The sequence below is a fragment of the Pseudofrankia inefficax genome, from assembly GCF_000166135.1.
In the GTDB taxonomy this organism is placed as follows: domain Bacteria; phylum Actinomycetota; class Actinomycetes; order Frankiales; family Frankiaceae; genus Pseudofrankia; species Pseudofrankia inefficax.
This window is the reverse complement of the sequence record NC_014666.1, coordinates 3,669,535-3,684,477: the sequence shown is the minus strand read 5'-3', so window position 1 is coordinate 3,684,477 and position 14,943 is coordinate 3,669,535. Positions and strand designations below refer to the sequence as shown.

The 14,943-nt window shown below is 73.4% G+C and carries 14 protein-coding genes; 5 read left to right on the top strand and 9 right to left on the bottom strand.

What is annotated here, in order from left to right; genetic code table 11:
* Positions 1 to 191: 191 nt before the first annotated feature.
* Together FRAEUI1C_RS36335 and FRAEUI1C_RS15155 are read right to left on the bottom strand one after the other, a co-directional pair.
* On the bottom strand, positions 192 to 1,052 hold the full coding sequence (locus FRAEUI1C_RS36335) for a hypothetical protein (protein ID WP_013424187.1): 861 nt from the start codon (positions 1,050 to 1,052) through the stop codon (positions 192 to 194).
* Positions 1,045 to 1,698, bottom strand: a complete 654-nt coding sequence (locus tag FRAEUI1C_RS15155) for a SigE family RNA polymerase sigma factor (protein ID WP_013424186.1) — start codon at positions 1,696 to 1,698, stop codon at positions 1,045 to 1,047. The genes FRAEUI1C_RS36335 and FRAEUI1C_RS15155 overlap by 8 nt, the downstream gene beginning before the upstream one ends.
* 102 nt (positions 1,699 to 1,800) lie before the next feature.
* Between FRAEUI1C_RS15155 and FRAEUI1C_RS15150 the strand changes: the two genes are divergently transcribed.
* Entirely contained in the window at positions 1,801 to 2,115 is a 315-nt protein-coding gene (locus tag FRAEUI1C_RS15150; protein ID WP_013424185.1) for an ArsR/SmtB family transcription factor, read from the top strand.
* Complete coding sequence (locus FRAEUI1C_RS15145; protein WP_013424184.1) at positions 2,105 to 2,632, top strand: SRPBCC family protein; 528 nt, start codon at positions 2,105 to 2,107, stop codon at positions 2,630 to 2,632. The genes FRAEUI1C_RS15150 and FRAEUI1C_RS15145 overlap by 11 nt, the downstream gene beginning before the upstream one ends.
* Here FRAEUI1C_RS15145 and FRAEUI1C_RS39550 read toward each other — a convergent pair.
* The 4 genes from FRAEUI1C_RS39550 to FRAEUI1C_RS15125 form a co-directional block, all read right to left on the bottom strand.
* Positions 2,629 to 3,441 carry an NUDIX hydrolase gene (locus FRAEUI1C_RS39550; protein WP_013424183.1) on the bottom strand — a complete coding sequence of 271 codons (813 nt, stop codon included), beginning with the start codon at positions 3,439 to 3,441 and terminating at the stop codon, positions 2,629 to 2,631. The two genes, FRAEUI1C_RS15145 and FRAEUI1C_RS39550, sit on opposite strands and share 4 nt — an antisense overlap.
* Positions 3,442 to 3,481: 40 nt before the next feature.
* Positions 3,482 to 5,881, bottom strand: a complete 2,400-nt coding sequence (locus FRAEUI1C_RS15135) for a CaiB/BaiF CoA-transferase family protein (RefSeq protein ID WP_013424182.1) — start codon at positions 5,879 to 5,881, stop codon at positions 3,482 to 3,484.
* A gap of 252 nt (positions 5,882 to 6,133) precedes the next feature.
* Positions 6,134 to 6,493: a rhodanese-like domain-containing protein gene (locus FRAEUI1C_RS15130; protein ID WP_041260851.1), complete on the bottom strand. Its 360-nt coding sequence runs from the start codon at positions 6,491 to 6,493 to the stop codon at positions 6,134 to 6,136.
* Positions 6,494 to 6,573: 80 nt separating this feature from the next.
* A complete protein-coding gene (locus FRAEUI1C_RS15125) occupies positions 6,574 to 7,332 on the bottom strand; it encodes a cysteine dioxygenase (RefSeq protein ID WP_013424180.1) in 759 nt (252 codons plus the stop codon).
* Positions 7,333 to 7,998: 666 nt separating this feature from the next.
* Between FRAEUI1C_RS15125 and FRAEUI1C_RS15120 the strand changes: the two genes are divergently transcribed.
* The 3 genes from FRAEUI1C_RS15120 (at position 7,999) to FRAEUI1C_RS15110 (ending at position 12,481) form a co-directional block, all read left to right on the top strand.
* Positions 7,999 to 9,153: a sulfotransferase family protein gene (locus FRAEUI1C_RS15120; protein WP_013424179.1), complete on the top strand. Its 1,155-nt coding sequence runs from the start codon at positions 7,999 to 8,001 to the stop codon at positions 9,151 to 9,153.
* A gap of 7 nt (positions 9,154 to 9,160) precedes the next feature.
* Positions 9,161 to 10,195: a DUF7064 domain-containing protein gene (locus FRAEUI1C_RS15115; protein ID WP_013424178.1), complete on the top strand. Its 1,035-nt coding sequence runs from the start codon at positions 9,161 to 9,163 to the stop codon at positions 10,193 to 10,195.
* 120 nt (positions 10,196 to 10,315) lie between these two features.
* Positions 10,316 to 12,481 (top strand): phosphocholine-specific phospholipase C, encoded by a 2,166-nt coding sequence (locus FRAEUI1C_RS15110; RefSeq protein ID WP_013424177.1) that lies wholly within the window; start codon positions 10,316 to 10,318, stop codon positions 12,479 to 12,481.
* 74 nt (positions 12,482 to 12,555) lie between these two features.
* Here FRAEUI1C_RS15110 and FRAEUI1C_RS15105 read toward each other — a convergent pair whose 3' ends face one another.
* From FRAEUI1C_RS15105 to FRAEUI1C_RS15095, 3 genes are all read right to left on the bottom strand, one after another.
* Positions 12,556 to 12,885, bottom strand: coding sequence for a transglycosylase family protein (locus FRAEUI1C_RS15105; RefSeq protein WP_049806913.1), 330 nt, complete (start codon positions 12,883 to 12,885; stop codon positions 12,556 to 12,558).
* 236 nt (positions 12,886 to 13,121) lie between these two features.
* Complete coding sequence (locus tag FRAEUI1C_RS15100; RefSeq protein WP_041259349.1) at positions 13,122 to 13,607, bottom strand: transglycosylase SLT domain-containing protein; 486 nt, start codon at positions 13,605 to 13,607, stop codon at positions 13,122 to 13,124.
* An 805-nt stretch (positions 13,608 to 14,412) separates the two neighbouring features.
* Positions 14,413 to 14,829, bottom strand: a complete 417-nt coding sequence (locus FRAEUI1C_RS15095) for a transglycosylase SLT domain-containing protein (RefSeq protein WP_232425436.1) — start codon at positions 14,827 to 14,829, stop codon at positions 14,413 to 14,415.
* Positions 14,830 to 14,943: the final 114 nt, after the last annotated feature.

The window sequence follows — 14,943 nt, the reverse complement described above, 5'->3', positions numbered from 1 at the left end:
AAGGCACCGCGCGGGGCCGCCGGCGTGGCCGCGGGGGCTGGCGACGCTCCGGCCGGATGGGCGGCGCCTGTGCTCGGGGTCACTCTAGAACGCCCGTAAGGCGATGAGCCTTGTCCGGAAATAGTGGGACGTAGTACCCCAGAACCCGTGGTATTTCGGCGTTTTCCGGGACGCTCGGCCGGCCGGGCCGGTCAATGCTGACCGGGAGGCGCGGCCGGGACGGGGCACAGGTCGGCGGCGTCGATGTCCCCTGGAACCGGCTTCTCGACGGCGGGAATCGCCGCGTCGATGGTGCGCACGAGACCCAACGTGTCCTGGACGAAAGCCTCGGGTGGGTTGTCGAACGGGACCGCGAAGTAGGCGACGTCCCAGACCGTGCCGTCCACCCGATACACACGGGCCATCTGGCCGGACCGGCTGAGCTCGAGAACCGATCCGCCGGCCAGCGGGGAGGCCTCTGATCCCGAGGCCAGCCAGCCCGGCGCGGCCTGCTGGCGGACGGTGAGACGCACGGCGCGGCCGTCCACCGTCAGCACGACGTCGGAGGCGACCGAAATGCTCGTGGAAGCCTCCACCCGGCCCCCGCCGGCCGCCGCGATGGTCTGCAGAACCGGCTCGGGCGGTGGCGGTTCTGTGGGTTGCGTCGGCGGCGGAGAGCCCGTCGCCAGGCCGACCAGGATCGAGCTCATGCAGGGGTTGGCGAACCTGGTTCGCTTCCAGTTCTCCAGCGTGTAGACCCAGGGATTCAGCCGGGAGAAGGGCGGAACCGTCTCCACCCTGGTCGGCGCCGGGGGGCTTGGCCGCGCGGCGGGCACGACGGCCGGATGGTCAGGTGATCCCTGGAAGGCGCCGGGGACCACGACCGCGGCCACGACCGCCACGGCCAGCACGCCCGCGCCGACTCCGGAGGCCACGCGCCTCCGTCGACGGACCATGGCTCGTCGCGCCGTCTGGTACAGCACGTCCGGCGCCGGGCCGGCCAGCTGGGCCAGCGCGGCCAGGTCCGCGCGGATCGTCGTCTCGTCGGACCCCGGCGGGGTGAGACTAGCCATGGAGACCCTCCTCGGCGTGATAGCTGGAGCGCAGCTGGGCGAGGCCGCGGGACGTCAGGCTTTTCACGGTGCCGACCCGGCACCCCAGGACCGCGGCGGTCTCGGCCTCGGAAAGCTGCAGGTAATGGCGCAGCACGACCGCGGAGCGCTGACGCGGCGACAGTTCGGCTAACGCGCGGGAAAGCTGATGGAGCCGTTCCCAGCGGGCGATCCCGTCCGGGCCGGGTGCGTCGGGCAGTGGGAAAGTGGGCCGCTCCCGCCGCAGGACCCGCCGCCACGTCGACCGGTGCAGGTTCGTCATGACCCGGTAGACGTAGGCGTCGGGCGAGCCACGCTCGCTGACCCGCTTCCAGACCGGCAGCATCCGCGCCAGCGACTCCTGCACGAGGTCCTCGGCGGCGGCCCGTTGGCCGGTCATCACGAAGGCCGTCCGGAACAGCGCGTCGGATCGCGTCCGCACGAAGGCCTCGAACGAGGCGGGCACGGACGGGTCAGCCCCGTCGCCGCCCACCCCGCCGGGCGGCGCGCCCGTGGAGATCTCGTCGACACCGGACGGTGGCGGCGGCCCCGCTGGTCCTGACCGGCGGACCCGATGCGCCGTGGCCTCGGGCGCGGCGAACGGATCACCAGATCTGTGGGAAGTCACGCCGCTATCACTCCACCGGACCGGCAAAGGTTCCATCCGTCCGCTGGCGTCTCGCCGTCCCCCTGCTTGCGTCGAGACTTGGTAAGTACTAGCTTACGGTTCGTGGCGACTTACCAAGCGGCGTTCGCGGCGCTCGCGGACCCGACCCGGCGCGCGGTGTTCGAGCGGCTCGCGGACCGCCCGAGCTCGGTCGGGGAACTGGCCCAGGAACTGCCGGTGAGCCGCCCCGCGGTCTCCCAGCACCTCAGGGTGCTCAAGGACGCCGGCCTGGTCGTCGACCAGGCGGCCGGGACCCGGCGCATCTACCGCGCCAACCCCGACGGGGTGGCGATGCTGCGGGACTACCTCGACCGGTTCTGGCGTCGATCGCTCGACACGTTCAAGTCCGTAGCCGAGGAGTCCTTCCATGACCACTGACATCCCGACCGCCGACGCCACCGCCACGTCGGTCAGCCACAGCGTCGACGTCGCCGCGCCGGTGGAGCACGTCTTCGACGTGTTCACCACGCGGATGAACAGCTGGTGGGACCCGACCCACCACCTGCTGGCCGATACGACCGAAATGGTCGTCGAGCCGTTCGTCGGCGGCACGATCACCGACGTGGCGGCCGACGGGGCCCGCTGCTCCTGGGGCCGGGTGCTCGCGTTCGAGCCACCGGCCGGGTCGGGCGCGGGTCTCTTCGCGTTCAGCTGGGACATCAGCCTGCGCTGGGAGATCGAGACCGACCCGGCCCGCTGCAGCGAGGTCCACGTCCGTTTCTCCCCGACGTCGCCGACCACCACCCGGGTCGTCCTGGAACACCGCCACCTCGACCGTCACGGCGAGGGCTGGGAGTCGATGCGCGCGGCGGTGGGCGGCCCGAACGGCTGGACCCTCGGCCTGTCGCGCTTCGCCGAGGTCGGCGCGGCGAGTCCCGAGGGGTCCCGCGGCTAGCTGGAGCGCTCGTACCGCCAGCCGTCGTCCAGCATCCAGAGCCGGTGGCGGGCGTCCTCACGGGCGTCCGCCGCCGGGTCGCCGTACTGCGCGTCGCCGTGCCAGATGGCGACCAGGCCGCCCGGCGCCCGGTCGATCTGGGTCTCGAACAGCTCGGGTGGCGCGGCCCGCGCGGCGGCGAGGGCGTCGGCGACGCCGGACCGCGCGGCGAGCGTCCACAACGTCACCCAGGTCGGCGGGAGCAGGTCGACCTCGCCCCGGTCCCGGGCCGCCAGCGCGTCGGCCGGGCGGAGCCAGCGGTGCTCGGTGATCTCGCCGCCGTCCACGACGACGTCCTGGTCGGGCGCCCGGCCGAGCAGGATCCAGGTCAGGAAGCGGCGCGCCGCCGCGGCCGGCGGGCACCAGCACGCCACCGGGGTCAGCTCGGCGCCGTCGATCGTCAGGCCCGCCTCCTCCGCGGTCTCCCGGACGGCGGCGCGGCGGGCGGCGGCCAGCTCCACCGACGTGTCGAGACCGGGATCGGCGGACTGGCCGGAGTCGTCAGGGTCACCCAGGTCGGCAGGGTCGCCCAGGTCGTCAGGGTCACCCAGGTCGGCAGGGTCACCCAGGTCGGCAGGGTCGCCCAGGTCGGCAGGGTCGACCCGGCCGCCGGGGAACACCCAGGCACCGGGCGCGAACGAGGCCGTGGCGCTGCGCCGCAGCAGCAGCACCTCCAGCCCGGACGGCCGGTCACGCAGCAGGGCCGCGCTGGCGGCGGGCACGACCGTCGCGGGCGAGCTCACTCGACTGATCGCGGGACGCTCGGTCACGACAGGTTGCCTTCCGGACGCGGATGGTGGGCGGCGCGGGTCACGCGACGCCCACGGGGACGGTACCGATGACCGCCGCCCTGGTGAGCCCGGCGAGGCGGTCCTCGTCGAGGCCGAGCTCCTGGCCGAGGATCTCGGTGTTGTGCTCGCCGAGGGTCGGCGGGCGGCGACGGTGGTCCCAGCCGCCGGAGACCGCCCGGACCGGGAGGTTCGGCAGCGGGATCGTCCCGGCCCAGGGCAGGTCGACCGGCCGGTAGAGGCCACGCGCCGCCAGGTGCGGATGGTCATGGACGAAGCGGCCGTCGCGGACCTCGCCCGCCGGGATGCCCGCGGCGAGCAGCCGGTCGACGAGCGCGGCGCGGCCCTGCCCCGCCGTCCACGCGGCCAGTCCGGCTTCCAGCTCGTCGGCCCGGTCGCGGCGGCCGGCGGCCGTCGCCAGCCGCGCGTCGCCGGCCCAGTCGGCGCGCCCCACCAGCTCCGCGAGCGCCCGCCACTGCGCGTCGTCGGCGGCCGTCAGCGCGACCCACCGTTCGGGCTCGGCCGTCGGGAACACGCCCTGCGGGGCGGCGACGGGGTCCCGGTTGCCGCGCCGTTCGAGCAGGACGCCGGTCGCGGTCCAGGTGATGACCTGCTCACCGGCCATGACCAGGGCGGCCTCGGCCAGCGGCGACTCGACGAGCGTTCCCCGGCCGGTCCGCCGGGCCGTCAGCAGCGCCGAGGCCAGCGCGAACAGCGAGTTCGCCGCGGCCATCGGGTCGGCCGGGCCGCTGGGGTTGTGCGGGTCGGCGTCCGAATAGCCGGTGCGCCAGCACAGCCCGGAGAACTGCTCGACGGTCTGCGCGTAGCCGACCATGTCCCGGCGCGGCCCGCTCAGGCCGAACGCCGGCATCCGGTGCAGGACAAGCCTCGGGTTGATCCGGTGGACGGCGTCCCAGTCCAGCCCGGCCGACTCCAGGACCCGGGGCGCGTAGTTCTCGATGAGCACGTCGGCCCCGGCGATCAGCCGCTCCAGCAGGGCCCGGCCGTCGGGGGTCGAGAAGTCGAGGGTGACGGAACGCTTGTCGCTGTTGGCGCCCAGGTAGAAGGCGCCGCACTCCCACCAGTGGTCGTGCGTGGTGGGCAGGCCGCCGAGGAAACGGGAGCCGTCCACGCGCCGGGTGCTCTCGACCTTGACGACGTCGGCCCCGAGCGCGCCGAGCGCGGTGCCGACGTAGCCGCCGACCCACCAGGTGCCCAGGTCGAGGACCCGCAGGCCGGCGAACGGCAGCGTGTCGTCGGCCGGCTCGGGCCCGCCGGCCCGGGCCGGTCCGTCGTCGGACGACGGCGCGACGTCCGGCGGCGGCACAGAGTCCGGCGGCGGCACGGAGTCGGATGGCGGCACGGCGCCGGGTGGCGGCTCGGCGCCGCGCCGGGGCCGGGAGCCGTCGAACAGGAACGCGGGGGCTGGTTCGAGGAAGCCCGGGTGGCTCGGGTTCGGCTGGTAGAAGCCGCGAGCCACCGTGTGCGGGTCGTCGAGGACAGTCCGGCCGTCGTGGACCGGCGCGCACGGGATGCGGAACGCGGACGCCCGCTCGACGATCTCGGCGACGGTGTGCCGCCGGGTCCAGGCGCGGACCGCGGCGGTGAACTCGTCGTACCGCTCGTAGCGGCCCTGGTGGGAGGTCATCTGCGGGTCGGCGAGCCAGTCGGGGCGTTCGATGAGGACGAGGAAGTCCTCGTGGTTCTGGGCCGAGGCGAGGTTGAACCCGACGTAGCCGTCGGCGGCCGGCTCGACCGACGGGTTGAGCCGGTTGCGGGCCCGCGGCGGCTCGGGGGCTTCGCCGGTGACGGAGGCACCGACGTCGAGGAACAGGTTCGTCGCGTAGGCGGTGACGTCGAGCAACGGGGCGTCGACGAGCCGGTGTGCCCGGCCGCCCTGCAGGGCGGCGACCGCCCCGGCCGCGGCCATCGCGCCGGTGACCCAGAGTCCTTCCGAGCTGCCGGTCATCAGCGGCGGCCGGTTCGGCAGGCCGCGCAGCGACAGCGAGCCCGACTCGGCCTGGATCGTCAGCTCGCTGCTCGGCCGGCCGGCGCCGGCCCACGGCCCGGACAGCCCCCAGGGGGTGATGACCACGACGGCCGCGGCACCGAACCCGGCGAGGAAGGCCTCGTCGGGGGCGTCCGGAAGTTCGAGCAGCACGATGTCGGCGCCGAGCGCGGCGACGTCGGCCAGGTCGCCGGGCTCGGCGACCTTGCCGCCGTGCAGGTAGGCCGCCAGCGCGGAGCCCGGCGCCGGCGACGACGCCCGGTCGCCGACCCGGACGACCCGGGCACCGGCGTCGCACAGCATCCGGCCCGCGTAGCCGCCGGCCAGGGAACGGGACCATTCCGCCACGCGGAGGCCGGCCAGCGGGAGGGCCGGCGGCGCTAACGGAGCGGTGTCGTCGGGCCGCGCAGTCATGTCAGCTCACCGCCATCAGGTCGCGGGAGCGGCCAGCCGGCTACCCGGGCGCCCGGTTGCCCATGAGGTGGCGATGCTCCGCTCTCTTCATACGTCAGCCATTTGGCCCGGCGCCAGGCGAACGCGACGAGCCACCGGCCGGGCGGCCCGCCGGCGGCAGCCGGCCGAACCCGATGTTCAGGAACTCGGCCGCACCCGCCGGTCAGGATGTCGGCCGCACCCGCCGGTCAGGAACTCGGCCGCACCCGCCGGTCAGGAACTCGTCGGCAGGCCCGCGGCGGCCCAGGCGTGGTAGCCGCCGACGACGTCGGTGGCGCGGTGCAGCCCCAGCTCCTGCAGTGCGGCGGCCGCGAGGCTGGAGGTGTAGCCCTCGGAGCAGATGACGAGCACCCGCAGGTCGTCACCGGTCGCGACGGGGAGCCGGGCGTCACTGGTCGGGTCGAGCCGCCATTCGAGCACGTTGCGCTCGATGACGAGGGCGTCGGGGATCTCGCCCTCCGCGGCCCGCTGCGCGGCCGGCCGGATGTCGACCAGCAGCGCGCCGTCGGCGATCTCCTGCGCCGCCTCGACGGGACCGACCCGGCGCAGCCGGGCGCGGGCCCTGGCCAGCATCCCGTCGATCCTGCTGACGGGCGCGTCTCCCGGCCCGGCGGACCGACCGTGCACCGGGTTCGCGACGCCGCGCTGGGCGCTCATCGGGCGGCCGTCGCCGCGACCCGCCGCTGGGCGGTGGGCGCGAGCAGCCCCGTGGTGAGCTGGGCGGCCGCGGCGGCCGGGACGGCGACCGAGCCGTCCGCGTTGGCGTAACGCAACGGAACCTCCGGTGGGGAGTAGGCGTGCACGGTGGTGGCCGCGACCGCGGTCCGGTTGATGACCCGGTGGACGTGGTCGGCGCCGAACCCGACGACCCGGCCTCGGGCGTGCCGCCGGGTCGCGCGCGGCTCCCAGGATCCCCCATGCGGGGCGTGCACGTCCTCCTCGACGACGCCGTCGGCGACCGCGAGGGCGCCGAGCGCGCCGCCGTGGTCGTGCACCGCGGTGTGCTGGCCGGGCGACCAGCCGATCAGCCACACCTCGACGACCCCGGTCAGCAGCAGCCGGGTGTACCACCGCTTGTCGGCGTGGTGGCGCACGACCGGCCGCCACAGCCGCTCGGTCGCCGCGAGCCGTCCCGCCAGCTCGGTCAGGGTCGCGAGGTCGAGCGGCTCGCCCTCGTCGCGCAGCACGTCGGCCGCGAGCGACCCGCCCGCGAGCAGCTGGGCCAGGCCCACAGGGCCGCTCCCGAAGTCCTCGGTCACCGCGCCCCCGGTCACCGCGTTCCCGGTCACCGCGTTCCCGCACGCCGCCGCCGCGTCGCCCGGCGCGCAGGCCGGGAGAGCCAGCCCGGACGTGCCGGGGACGTCGGGAAGGGCCGTGGTCAGGCCCAGCAGCGCAGGGTGGACGAGTGGCACGTCTGGCTCCAGGTGGCACGGGCGCGCGCGGCGCGGGTCAGGTGCTTGCGGTTCCGCCGGGCCCGGGTGGGAGCGGGTGGGCCGGCGGTCGATCGGGGTGGGTGGGCCCCGCGGTAAAACATCTCCTTCTCGACCTGGAAAGTCGAGAAGAGGCGCGCGCGGGCCAGAACGAAGATGATCAAGAAAGTTGCGAGGCGGCCGCGCTCACGCGCCTGGCGGGGGTCCTACCCACGGAGGTGGGCGGGAGGCCGACGCGACAACGGCCGGGGGCCGCGAGGAGCGGCCAGTTACCGGCAACAGGCTCCGCTGGCCAGTCGACCGTGGTCCGTCACGCGGTCACTGTGCAGCAGCAAGAGGGCACCTGCCATGGCCCGATACTAGCGCGCCCGCGGGCCGTCCGGTCGCGTGTCGCCGGTCGCCGGAGGCGCGCTTGACGCGGCTCCCATATTCGCGGGAGTCTGCTGCCACCAATTTTCGTGGGAACTGCTCCCGCGAAGCGGCGCTCTGACGCTCCCGGCCAGGCCAGCCCGCGCGTCCGCCACCATCCGCCGCGGCCGTCGCCGCTCCTGTGTCCACCGCGCCCAGCGGCGGCGTCCGTCACACCACGCCCTCCGGCGGCGCCGGCCCGGCGCCAGGCCGGACATCCAGCCATCCCGGGAGACCTACATGGAAGACGTCGACGGGCTGCTCGCCGCGGCGAGCGCCGAGACCGGCCTGACCGACTTCGGGGAGCGCACGTTCCGCGAGGGCCTCGACCTGCTGGTGGACTCCTTACGCAAGGAGGCGAGGCTCAACGCCGTCGGGGAGTTCGTCCTGCGCGACATGATCGTCCGGCTGCTGCGCAACCGTCTCCAGATCGAGGACTGGTACCGCCGTCATCCCGAGATCGACGACGAGGTGATCGAGCGCCCCCTGATCGGGCTCGGCCTCCCCCGCACGGGTTCCACCGCGCTGGCCGCGTTGCTCGGCGAGGACCCGGGAGCGCGTTCGCTCGTCGCGTGGCAGGCCGAGGAGCCCTGCCCGCCGCCGTCGACGGTGCCCGCCCCGGATCCACGGATCGCCCGCGCCGAGGCCAAGGCCGCGCAGTCGCGTGAGCTCTCGCCGAAGCTGTCCGCGATGCAGCCGTCCTCACCGACCGGGCCCTTCGAGGACCACGACCTGATGGGCCTCGAGTTCACCTCGCAGATCTTCCAGGCGTTCGCGCAGATCCCGACGTACTCGGCGTGGCTGCTCGACGCCGACCTGACCTCGACCTACCGCTACGAGCGACGGGCCCTGAAGCTGCTGCAGTGGGGCCAGGAACGCCAGCCGTGGCGGCTGAAGTGCCCGACCCACCTGATCTACCTGCGCTACCTCGACCCGGCCTTCCCTGACGCGCGCTTCGTGATGACGCACCGGGACCCGACCGAGGTCCTCGTCTCCGTCGCCGACGTGTACGCCACGGCCGCCGTGATGTTCAGCGACGAGGTCGACCAGCGCTATCTCGCGGCCCTCAACGTCGAGCAGTGGGCGGTCGGGATGCGGCGCGCGCTGGAGTTCCGCGACGCGGGCAACGACGACCGCTTCTTCGACCTGGACTTCCGCGCCATGCGCCGCGACCCGGTCGGCGAGGTGCGCCGTCTGTACGCCTGGCTCGACGAGCCCGTCACCCCGGCGTTCGAGGCCGGGATGCGGCGCTGGTGGCGGGAGAACGCGGAGAACCGGGAGGAGACCGTCCACCCGGACCCGGCCGACTTCGGCCTCGACCTGGCCGCGGTGCGGCCGCTGTTCGCCGACTACGTGACGCGGTCCGCGCGCTGGACCGCACCGAGAGAAGGGTGACCACCCCGTGACGATCGACCTCACCGGCGGCCTCGACGAGGACTGGGAGTTCGTCTTCCCCCGCCAGCCCGACGATCCCGAGGCCCGCGAGTCGGTCAACGCCTGGATCTGGGACGACAGCGGCACGTTCGGCCTCCCGCGCATCGGCGTCGAGGCCGTCGCCGACCAGTGGGACACCCATGACATCCAGGTCAACCTCGGGTTCGCCGACGGGCGCGTCTACAACGTGTTCGGTCCGGGCCCGGTGCACGACCCGGCCGGCCCGGACGGACGGGCTCGCGTCCTGGGCGCCGGGCCGCTGTCGTTCGAGCTGGTCGAGCCCTACCGCCACCTGCGCCTGCGGCTGGACGGCACCGCGGTCGCGACCACCTCGGAGGCCCAGATCAACGGCTGGACGCCCTGGAGCGGCGGCGAGCAGGTGCCCATCCGGGCCGAGATCGACCTCCACCCGGCCGCGCCGCCCTGGGAGAACGGCTCGACCAGCGACGAGGCGCGCCACATCCTGGCGACCCAGGAGGAGGGCGACCTCATCGGCTACCCCTGGCGGTTCGAGCAGCTGTGCCGGGCCAGCGGCACGATCACCATCGGCGACGAGACCCACCAGATCAACGGCGGAGCCGACCGGATCCGCCGGCAGGGCATCCGGCGGCTGGCGAAGTTCTGGGGCCACGTCTGGCAGGCGGCGCTGTTCCCCAGCGGCCGGGGCTTCGGTTTCCAGGTCTATCCGCCGCGCGCGGACGGCAAGACCACCTACAACGAGGGCTACGTGGTCGACGGCGGCGAACTGATCCCCGCCCGGGTGGTGCGCGCGCCCTGGCTGCGGACCCTGCAGGCCAGCGGCCAGGACGTGACCGTCGTGCTGGAGACCGCGAAGGGCACGATCGAGGTCGCCGGCGAGACGGTGCTCTCGACGTTCATGGTGATGCCACCGGAGGTCGGTGGCGGCATGCAGCTGCAGCAGGGCCTGGCCCGCTACACCTGGGACGGCGAGTCGGCCATCGGCATGATCGAACGATCCAGCACCCCGGACCAGATGGCCTAGCCGACGCTGCGTGACCCGCGAGGGCGTTGACGGTCGGTTGGGCGGCGCGGAGCGTAACGGTACCGGGAGGTTCACCGGTATCTGGTTGCGCGCCGCCCCGCCGGCCGACGGAATGGGTACATGAGCCAACGGAAGTCCGACTCCCACGCTCCCGAGGCCAGCGGAGACTCCGCCTCAGGCTCCCCCGGCTCCGCAGGCTCCCCCGGCTCGCCCGGCGAGGCGCCGGCCAGCCGGGGCGTCTCCCGCCGCCACGTCCTGATCGCGGGGGCCGCCACCGCGGTCACCGCGGGCGTCGCCGGTGGCGTCGGCGCGACCCTCGCGAGCGGCGGCTCGACGCCCGCGAGCGCGACGAGCGACACGGCCCTCACGGGGACGATCAAGGACGTCAGGCACGTGGTGATCCTCATGCAGGAGAACCGCTCGTTCGACCACTACCTCGGCACGCTGCCCGGCGTGCGCGGCTTCGGGGACAAGCAGGTCCTCGAGTACCCCGGCGGCGGCGACATCTTCCACCAGCCGGACCCGGCGAGGCCCGACGGTGGCTTCCTGCTGCCGTTCCGGATGGACAGCTCGCGGTACAACGGGCAGAACGCCGGCGACCTCGACCACTCCTGGGAAGGTGGCCACAAGGCGCTGAACAACGGGGCGTGGAACGGCTGGGTCGGGGCGAAGACCGAGCGCACCATGGGCTACTTCACCCGGGACGACATCCCCTACCAGCACGCCCTGGCCAGCGCGTTCACGGTCTGCGACCACTACTTCTGCTCCGTGCTCGGCCCGACGACGCCGAACCGCCTCTACCAGTGGGCCGGGAACATCGACCCGAACGGCGGCCACGGCGGGCCCGTCACGTCGAACCCGGCCGACTACATCGGGGCGCTCAGCTACGGCACGTACGCCGAGAAGCTGTTCGGGGCGGGCGTCAGCTTCAGGACGTACGCCAACGACGAGGTCGGCGACTCGGGCCTGCACCCGTACCTGGGCGACTACGGCGACAACCCGCTCTGGCTGTTCTCCCAGTACCACGACGCGCTCACCTCGACGGACCCGGCGCGGCAGAAGCTGGCGGCGCAGGCCGGCCTGCACGACGGCTGGAAGCCGGCGTCCGACCGGGGCCTGGACGTCTCCTACCTGCTGCGTGACTTCGTCGCCGACGCGAAGGCGGGCACGCTGCCGACCGTCTCCTATGTGGTCGCCCCCTACGGCTGGTCGGAGCACCCGGCGGCGAGCCCGGACTACGGCGGCCATTACGTCAACCAGGTCGTGCAGGCGGTGCTCGCGAACCCGACGCTGTGGGCGCAGACCGTCATCCTGGTCAACTACGACGAGAACGACGGCTTCTTCGACCACGTCGTGCCGCCACTGCCCGAGCCGGGCACCGCGGGCGAGTTCGTCGGCGGCCTGCCGATCGGTCTCGGCACCCGGGTCCCGATGACGGTCGTCTCGCCGTGGTCACGCGGCGGCTGGGTCAACTCGCAGGTGTTCGACCACACCTCGGTCATCCGGTTCCTGGAGCAGGTCACCGGGGTGCGCCTCGACGGTATCTCGGCCTGGCGGCGCACGGTCGCCGGCGACCTGACCAGCGCGTTCGACTTCGGCCGGCCCGACTTCAGCATCCCGTCGGGCAAGGTCGTGCCGACCCTGGCGGCGACGAAGGCGCTCACGCTCGCGGCCGACGCGGACAACCTCAAGCCGCCCGTCCCGCTGCCGCTGCCCGGCGCCCAGGCGCTGCCGACGCAGACCGGTTCGGCCCGGCACCGGGCACTGCCGTACCGGCAGACCGCGAACGCCACCATCGACATCGCGTCCGGCAACGTCACGGTGACGCTGTCCAACAAGGGCTCCGTCGGGGTGAACCACCTCGTCTACCCGAACAAGGTGCTGCCGTTCGCCGCGACGCCCTACACCCTGGCCCCGGGCGGGCAGGCGACGCACACCTGGCCCGGCGGGACGACGCCGGACCGGACCTACGACCTGAGCGTCTACGGCCCGGACCGGTTCCTGCGCCGGTTCGCCGGCGACGCGACCGGGACGTCGCCGGTGGTCAGCGCCGACCTGGTGCTCGGCAAGGTCCTCGGGCTGAAGCTGACGCTCGGCAACCCGTCACGCGGGCCGCTCGCGTTCACCCTGACCGCCAACGACTTCGTGACGAGGACGCAGACGCTCACGGTCAACGCCGGCGCCACGTCGACGGTCACCTGGCCGGTCGACCAGTGGGGCTACTACGACGTCGTCGTCACCTCGCTCGGGGGCTTCCGCTACCGGTTCGCCGGCCGCGTGGGCTAGCCAGCCCGGCCGCCCGACAGACCAAGCGAGGCCCCACACCGTGACGGTGTGGGGCCTCGCTGGCCATGCGGCTATCAGATCTTGTGGCCCCAGCAGCCCTTCGAGGCGTACCACGGGCTGGTGCCCTGCTGGGCGTAGAGCTTGTAGGCCTTGGCCCACTGCTCGGAGACCGAGGCGTTCTGCGGGAGGCCCTTGCCGCCGAGGCCGTGCCAGGTCGAGGGCAGGAACTGGAACAGCCCACCGGCACCGATCGAGTTCACCGCGCGGGGGTTGCCCCCGGACTCACACGGCACGACGGCCGAGAGGAAGTGCGCCGCCGACGGCCGGGCCGAGGCGGAGGCGGGCTGGGTGGCGACCAGACCGGTCCCGACCACCGCCGCGGCCAGCACCGGAGTGGCGACCATCGCACGGGCACGGGTGGAGAGGCCACGAAGCAAGAGAGGTGTCCTTTCGAAAGGCACCGGGATCAGACGTCCCAGGCACAGAGGTAGATCGGCTGCGGGGGCCGCGGGGCCACCGGCGGGCAGAGAAGACCCGCCCGCCGGTGGAGCGCGGACCGCTCAGGAAGCTCGCTGGAGGTCAGCGGGGAGCGCGGCCGGGGGAACTGGCCGCGGGTTCCGAACTAGCCGCGGGTACAGAACTAGGCGCGGGCAGCGGCGGAGGCACCTCGGCCGAGGTACGCCTTGTAGGCGCCGTTGGTGTACGTCGACCAGGCGGTCGGGCCCTGGCGCGTGCAGACGCGCTTGGCGGCCCAGGCGTTCGTCGAGACGTCGTACAGGTTGCGCCCGCCGACGAGGTCGCTGTTGGCCCAGAGGTTGACCTGCCACAGGCCGCGCGAGTCCTCGATACCGGTCGCGTGGGCGTGGGTGTTGCCGCGGGACTCCGCCAGCGCGATGGCCACCCAGGTTCCGGTGGACACGCCGCGGCAGCCGGCCAGGCCGGACCGCTTGGCGGCCTGGGCGATAGCGGTGTCGGAGACGGTGCTGGTCGCACCGTGACTGCCGGGCGCGGCGCTCGCCGGAGCGGCAGCCGCGAGGACGCCACCGGTGGTGACGACCGCTCCCGCTGCCGCGAGGGCGGCGAGGCGGCTACGCAGGCTGCTCGTGCGGTTGCGTCGGTTCGACAAAGAAATGCTTTCTCGCGACACCTACGGATTCCTACGCCAGTGAAAGGCGCATGTGGCAGGGCCGATTTCGGCCTGGACCACGAACAGGGATTTGGCTTCCCCGGGGAGCTCGCTGGGCTCCACCCGTTTCTGCCCTCGCGTCATGGGAGACGGGATGCACCGGGGCCTTGGGCAGAATTCGGCATCGGCCCGGTGTGTGTGCGCCCGGCTCGTGTTTTCGTTTCTCACGGCCGGACGAGAACCAACTTAGCTGGGATCAAGAACCGAAGGCAAGCACTCTCGGTAGCCAAACACGTGCCAGACCACTGACTTTTCGTGGCTCCCGGTGGCCCGCAGTAATTACCCGACACCGGATGTGACCGCCGCCACGTGATTGCTTTCGAGGATTCCCACTTCTCGGTGACGGGGTGGCCACAATGCGTCAAGGAATCGCGGGTTCCCGGTCCTGGTCCATTCCCGGCCGGAGTCGCTGTGGGGCCGGCGAAGCAGGGGCGCGGGCGGCGAGGCCGGGCGGAATGCCCCGGCCAGCGGCTACCCGCCGTCGCGTACTCGGCCCAGCCCCGCTCACACCCCGTGCACCCCTCGACGGGACAGCGCCTCTCGGGGCCAGTCACTCATGCCCTGCGCCTCGGGAACGGTCCGAACCACGGCCATCGCGTGGGACTGGGGGCTCGCGCTACGCGCCCGGAGACGCGACAGGGCCTCCCCGAACCGAAGTTCGGGGAGGCCCTGATGCTCAGCCCGCGGACGCCGCTGGTCGCTCGGGATCCGCGGGGGTCAAGCACTGACAGTCACGCCGCGCAGGTCAGGCCTTCGCGGCGGCCGCGTGGCCGCGGGCCAGGAAGTGCTTGTAGGCGCCGTTGGTGTAGGTCGACCAGGCGGTCGGGCCCTGGCGGGCGCAGACGCGCTTGGCGGCCCAGGCGTTGTTGGACACGTCGTACAGGTTGCGGCCGCCGACCAGGTCGCTGTTGGCCCAGAGGTTGACCTGCCACAGGCCGCGCGAGTCCTCGATACCGGTCGCGTGGGCGTGGGTGTTGCCCCTGGACTCGGCCAGCGCGATGGCCACCCAGGTGCTGGCCGGAACGCCGCGGCAGCCGGCCAGGCCGGCCCGCTTCGCCGCCTTCGCGATCGTGACGTCGGAGACGGTGCTGCCGGAGGCGGCGCTAGCCGGCGACGCAGCCGCCAGGACGCCACCGGTGGTGACGAGGGCGCCCGCCGCCATGACGGCGGCGAGACGGGTCCGAAGGCTGCTGCTCGTACGGTTGCGTCGGATCGACAAGGAGGATTCTTTCCACGCGACACCTACGGACATCGCGCCCCATCTCGCCGCATTTAC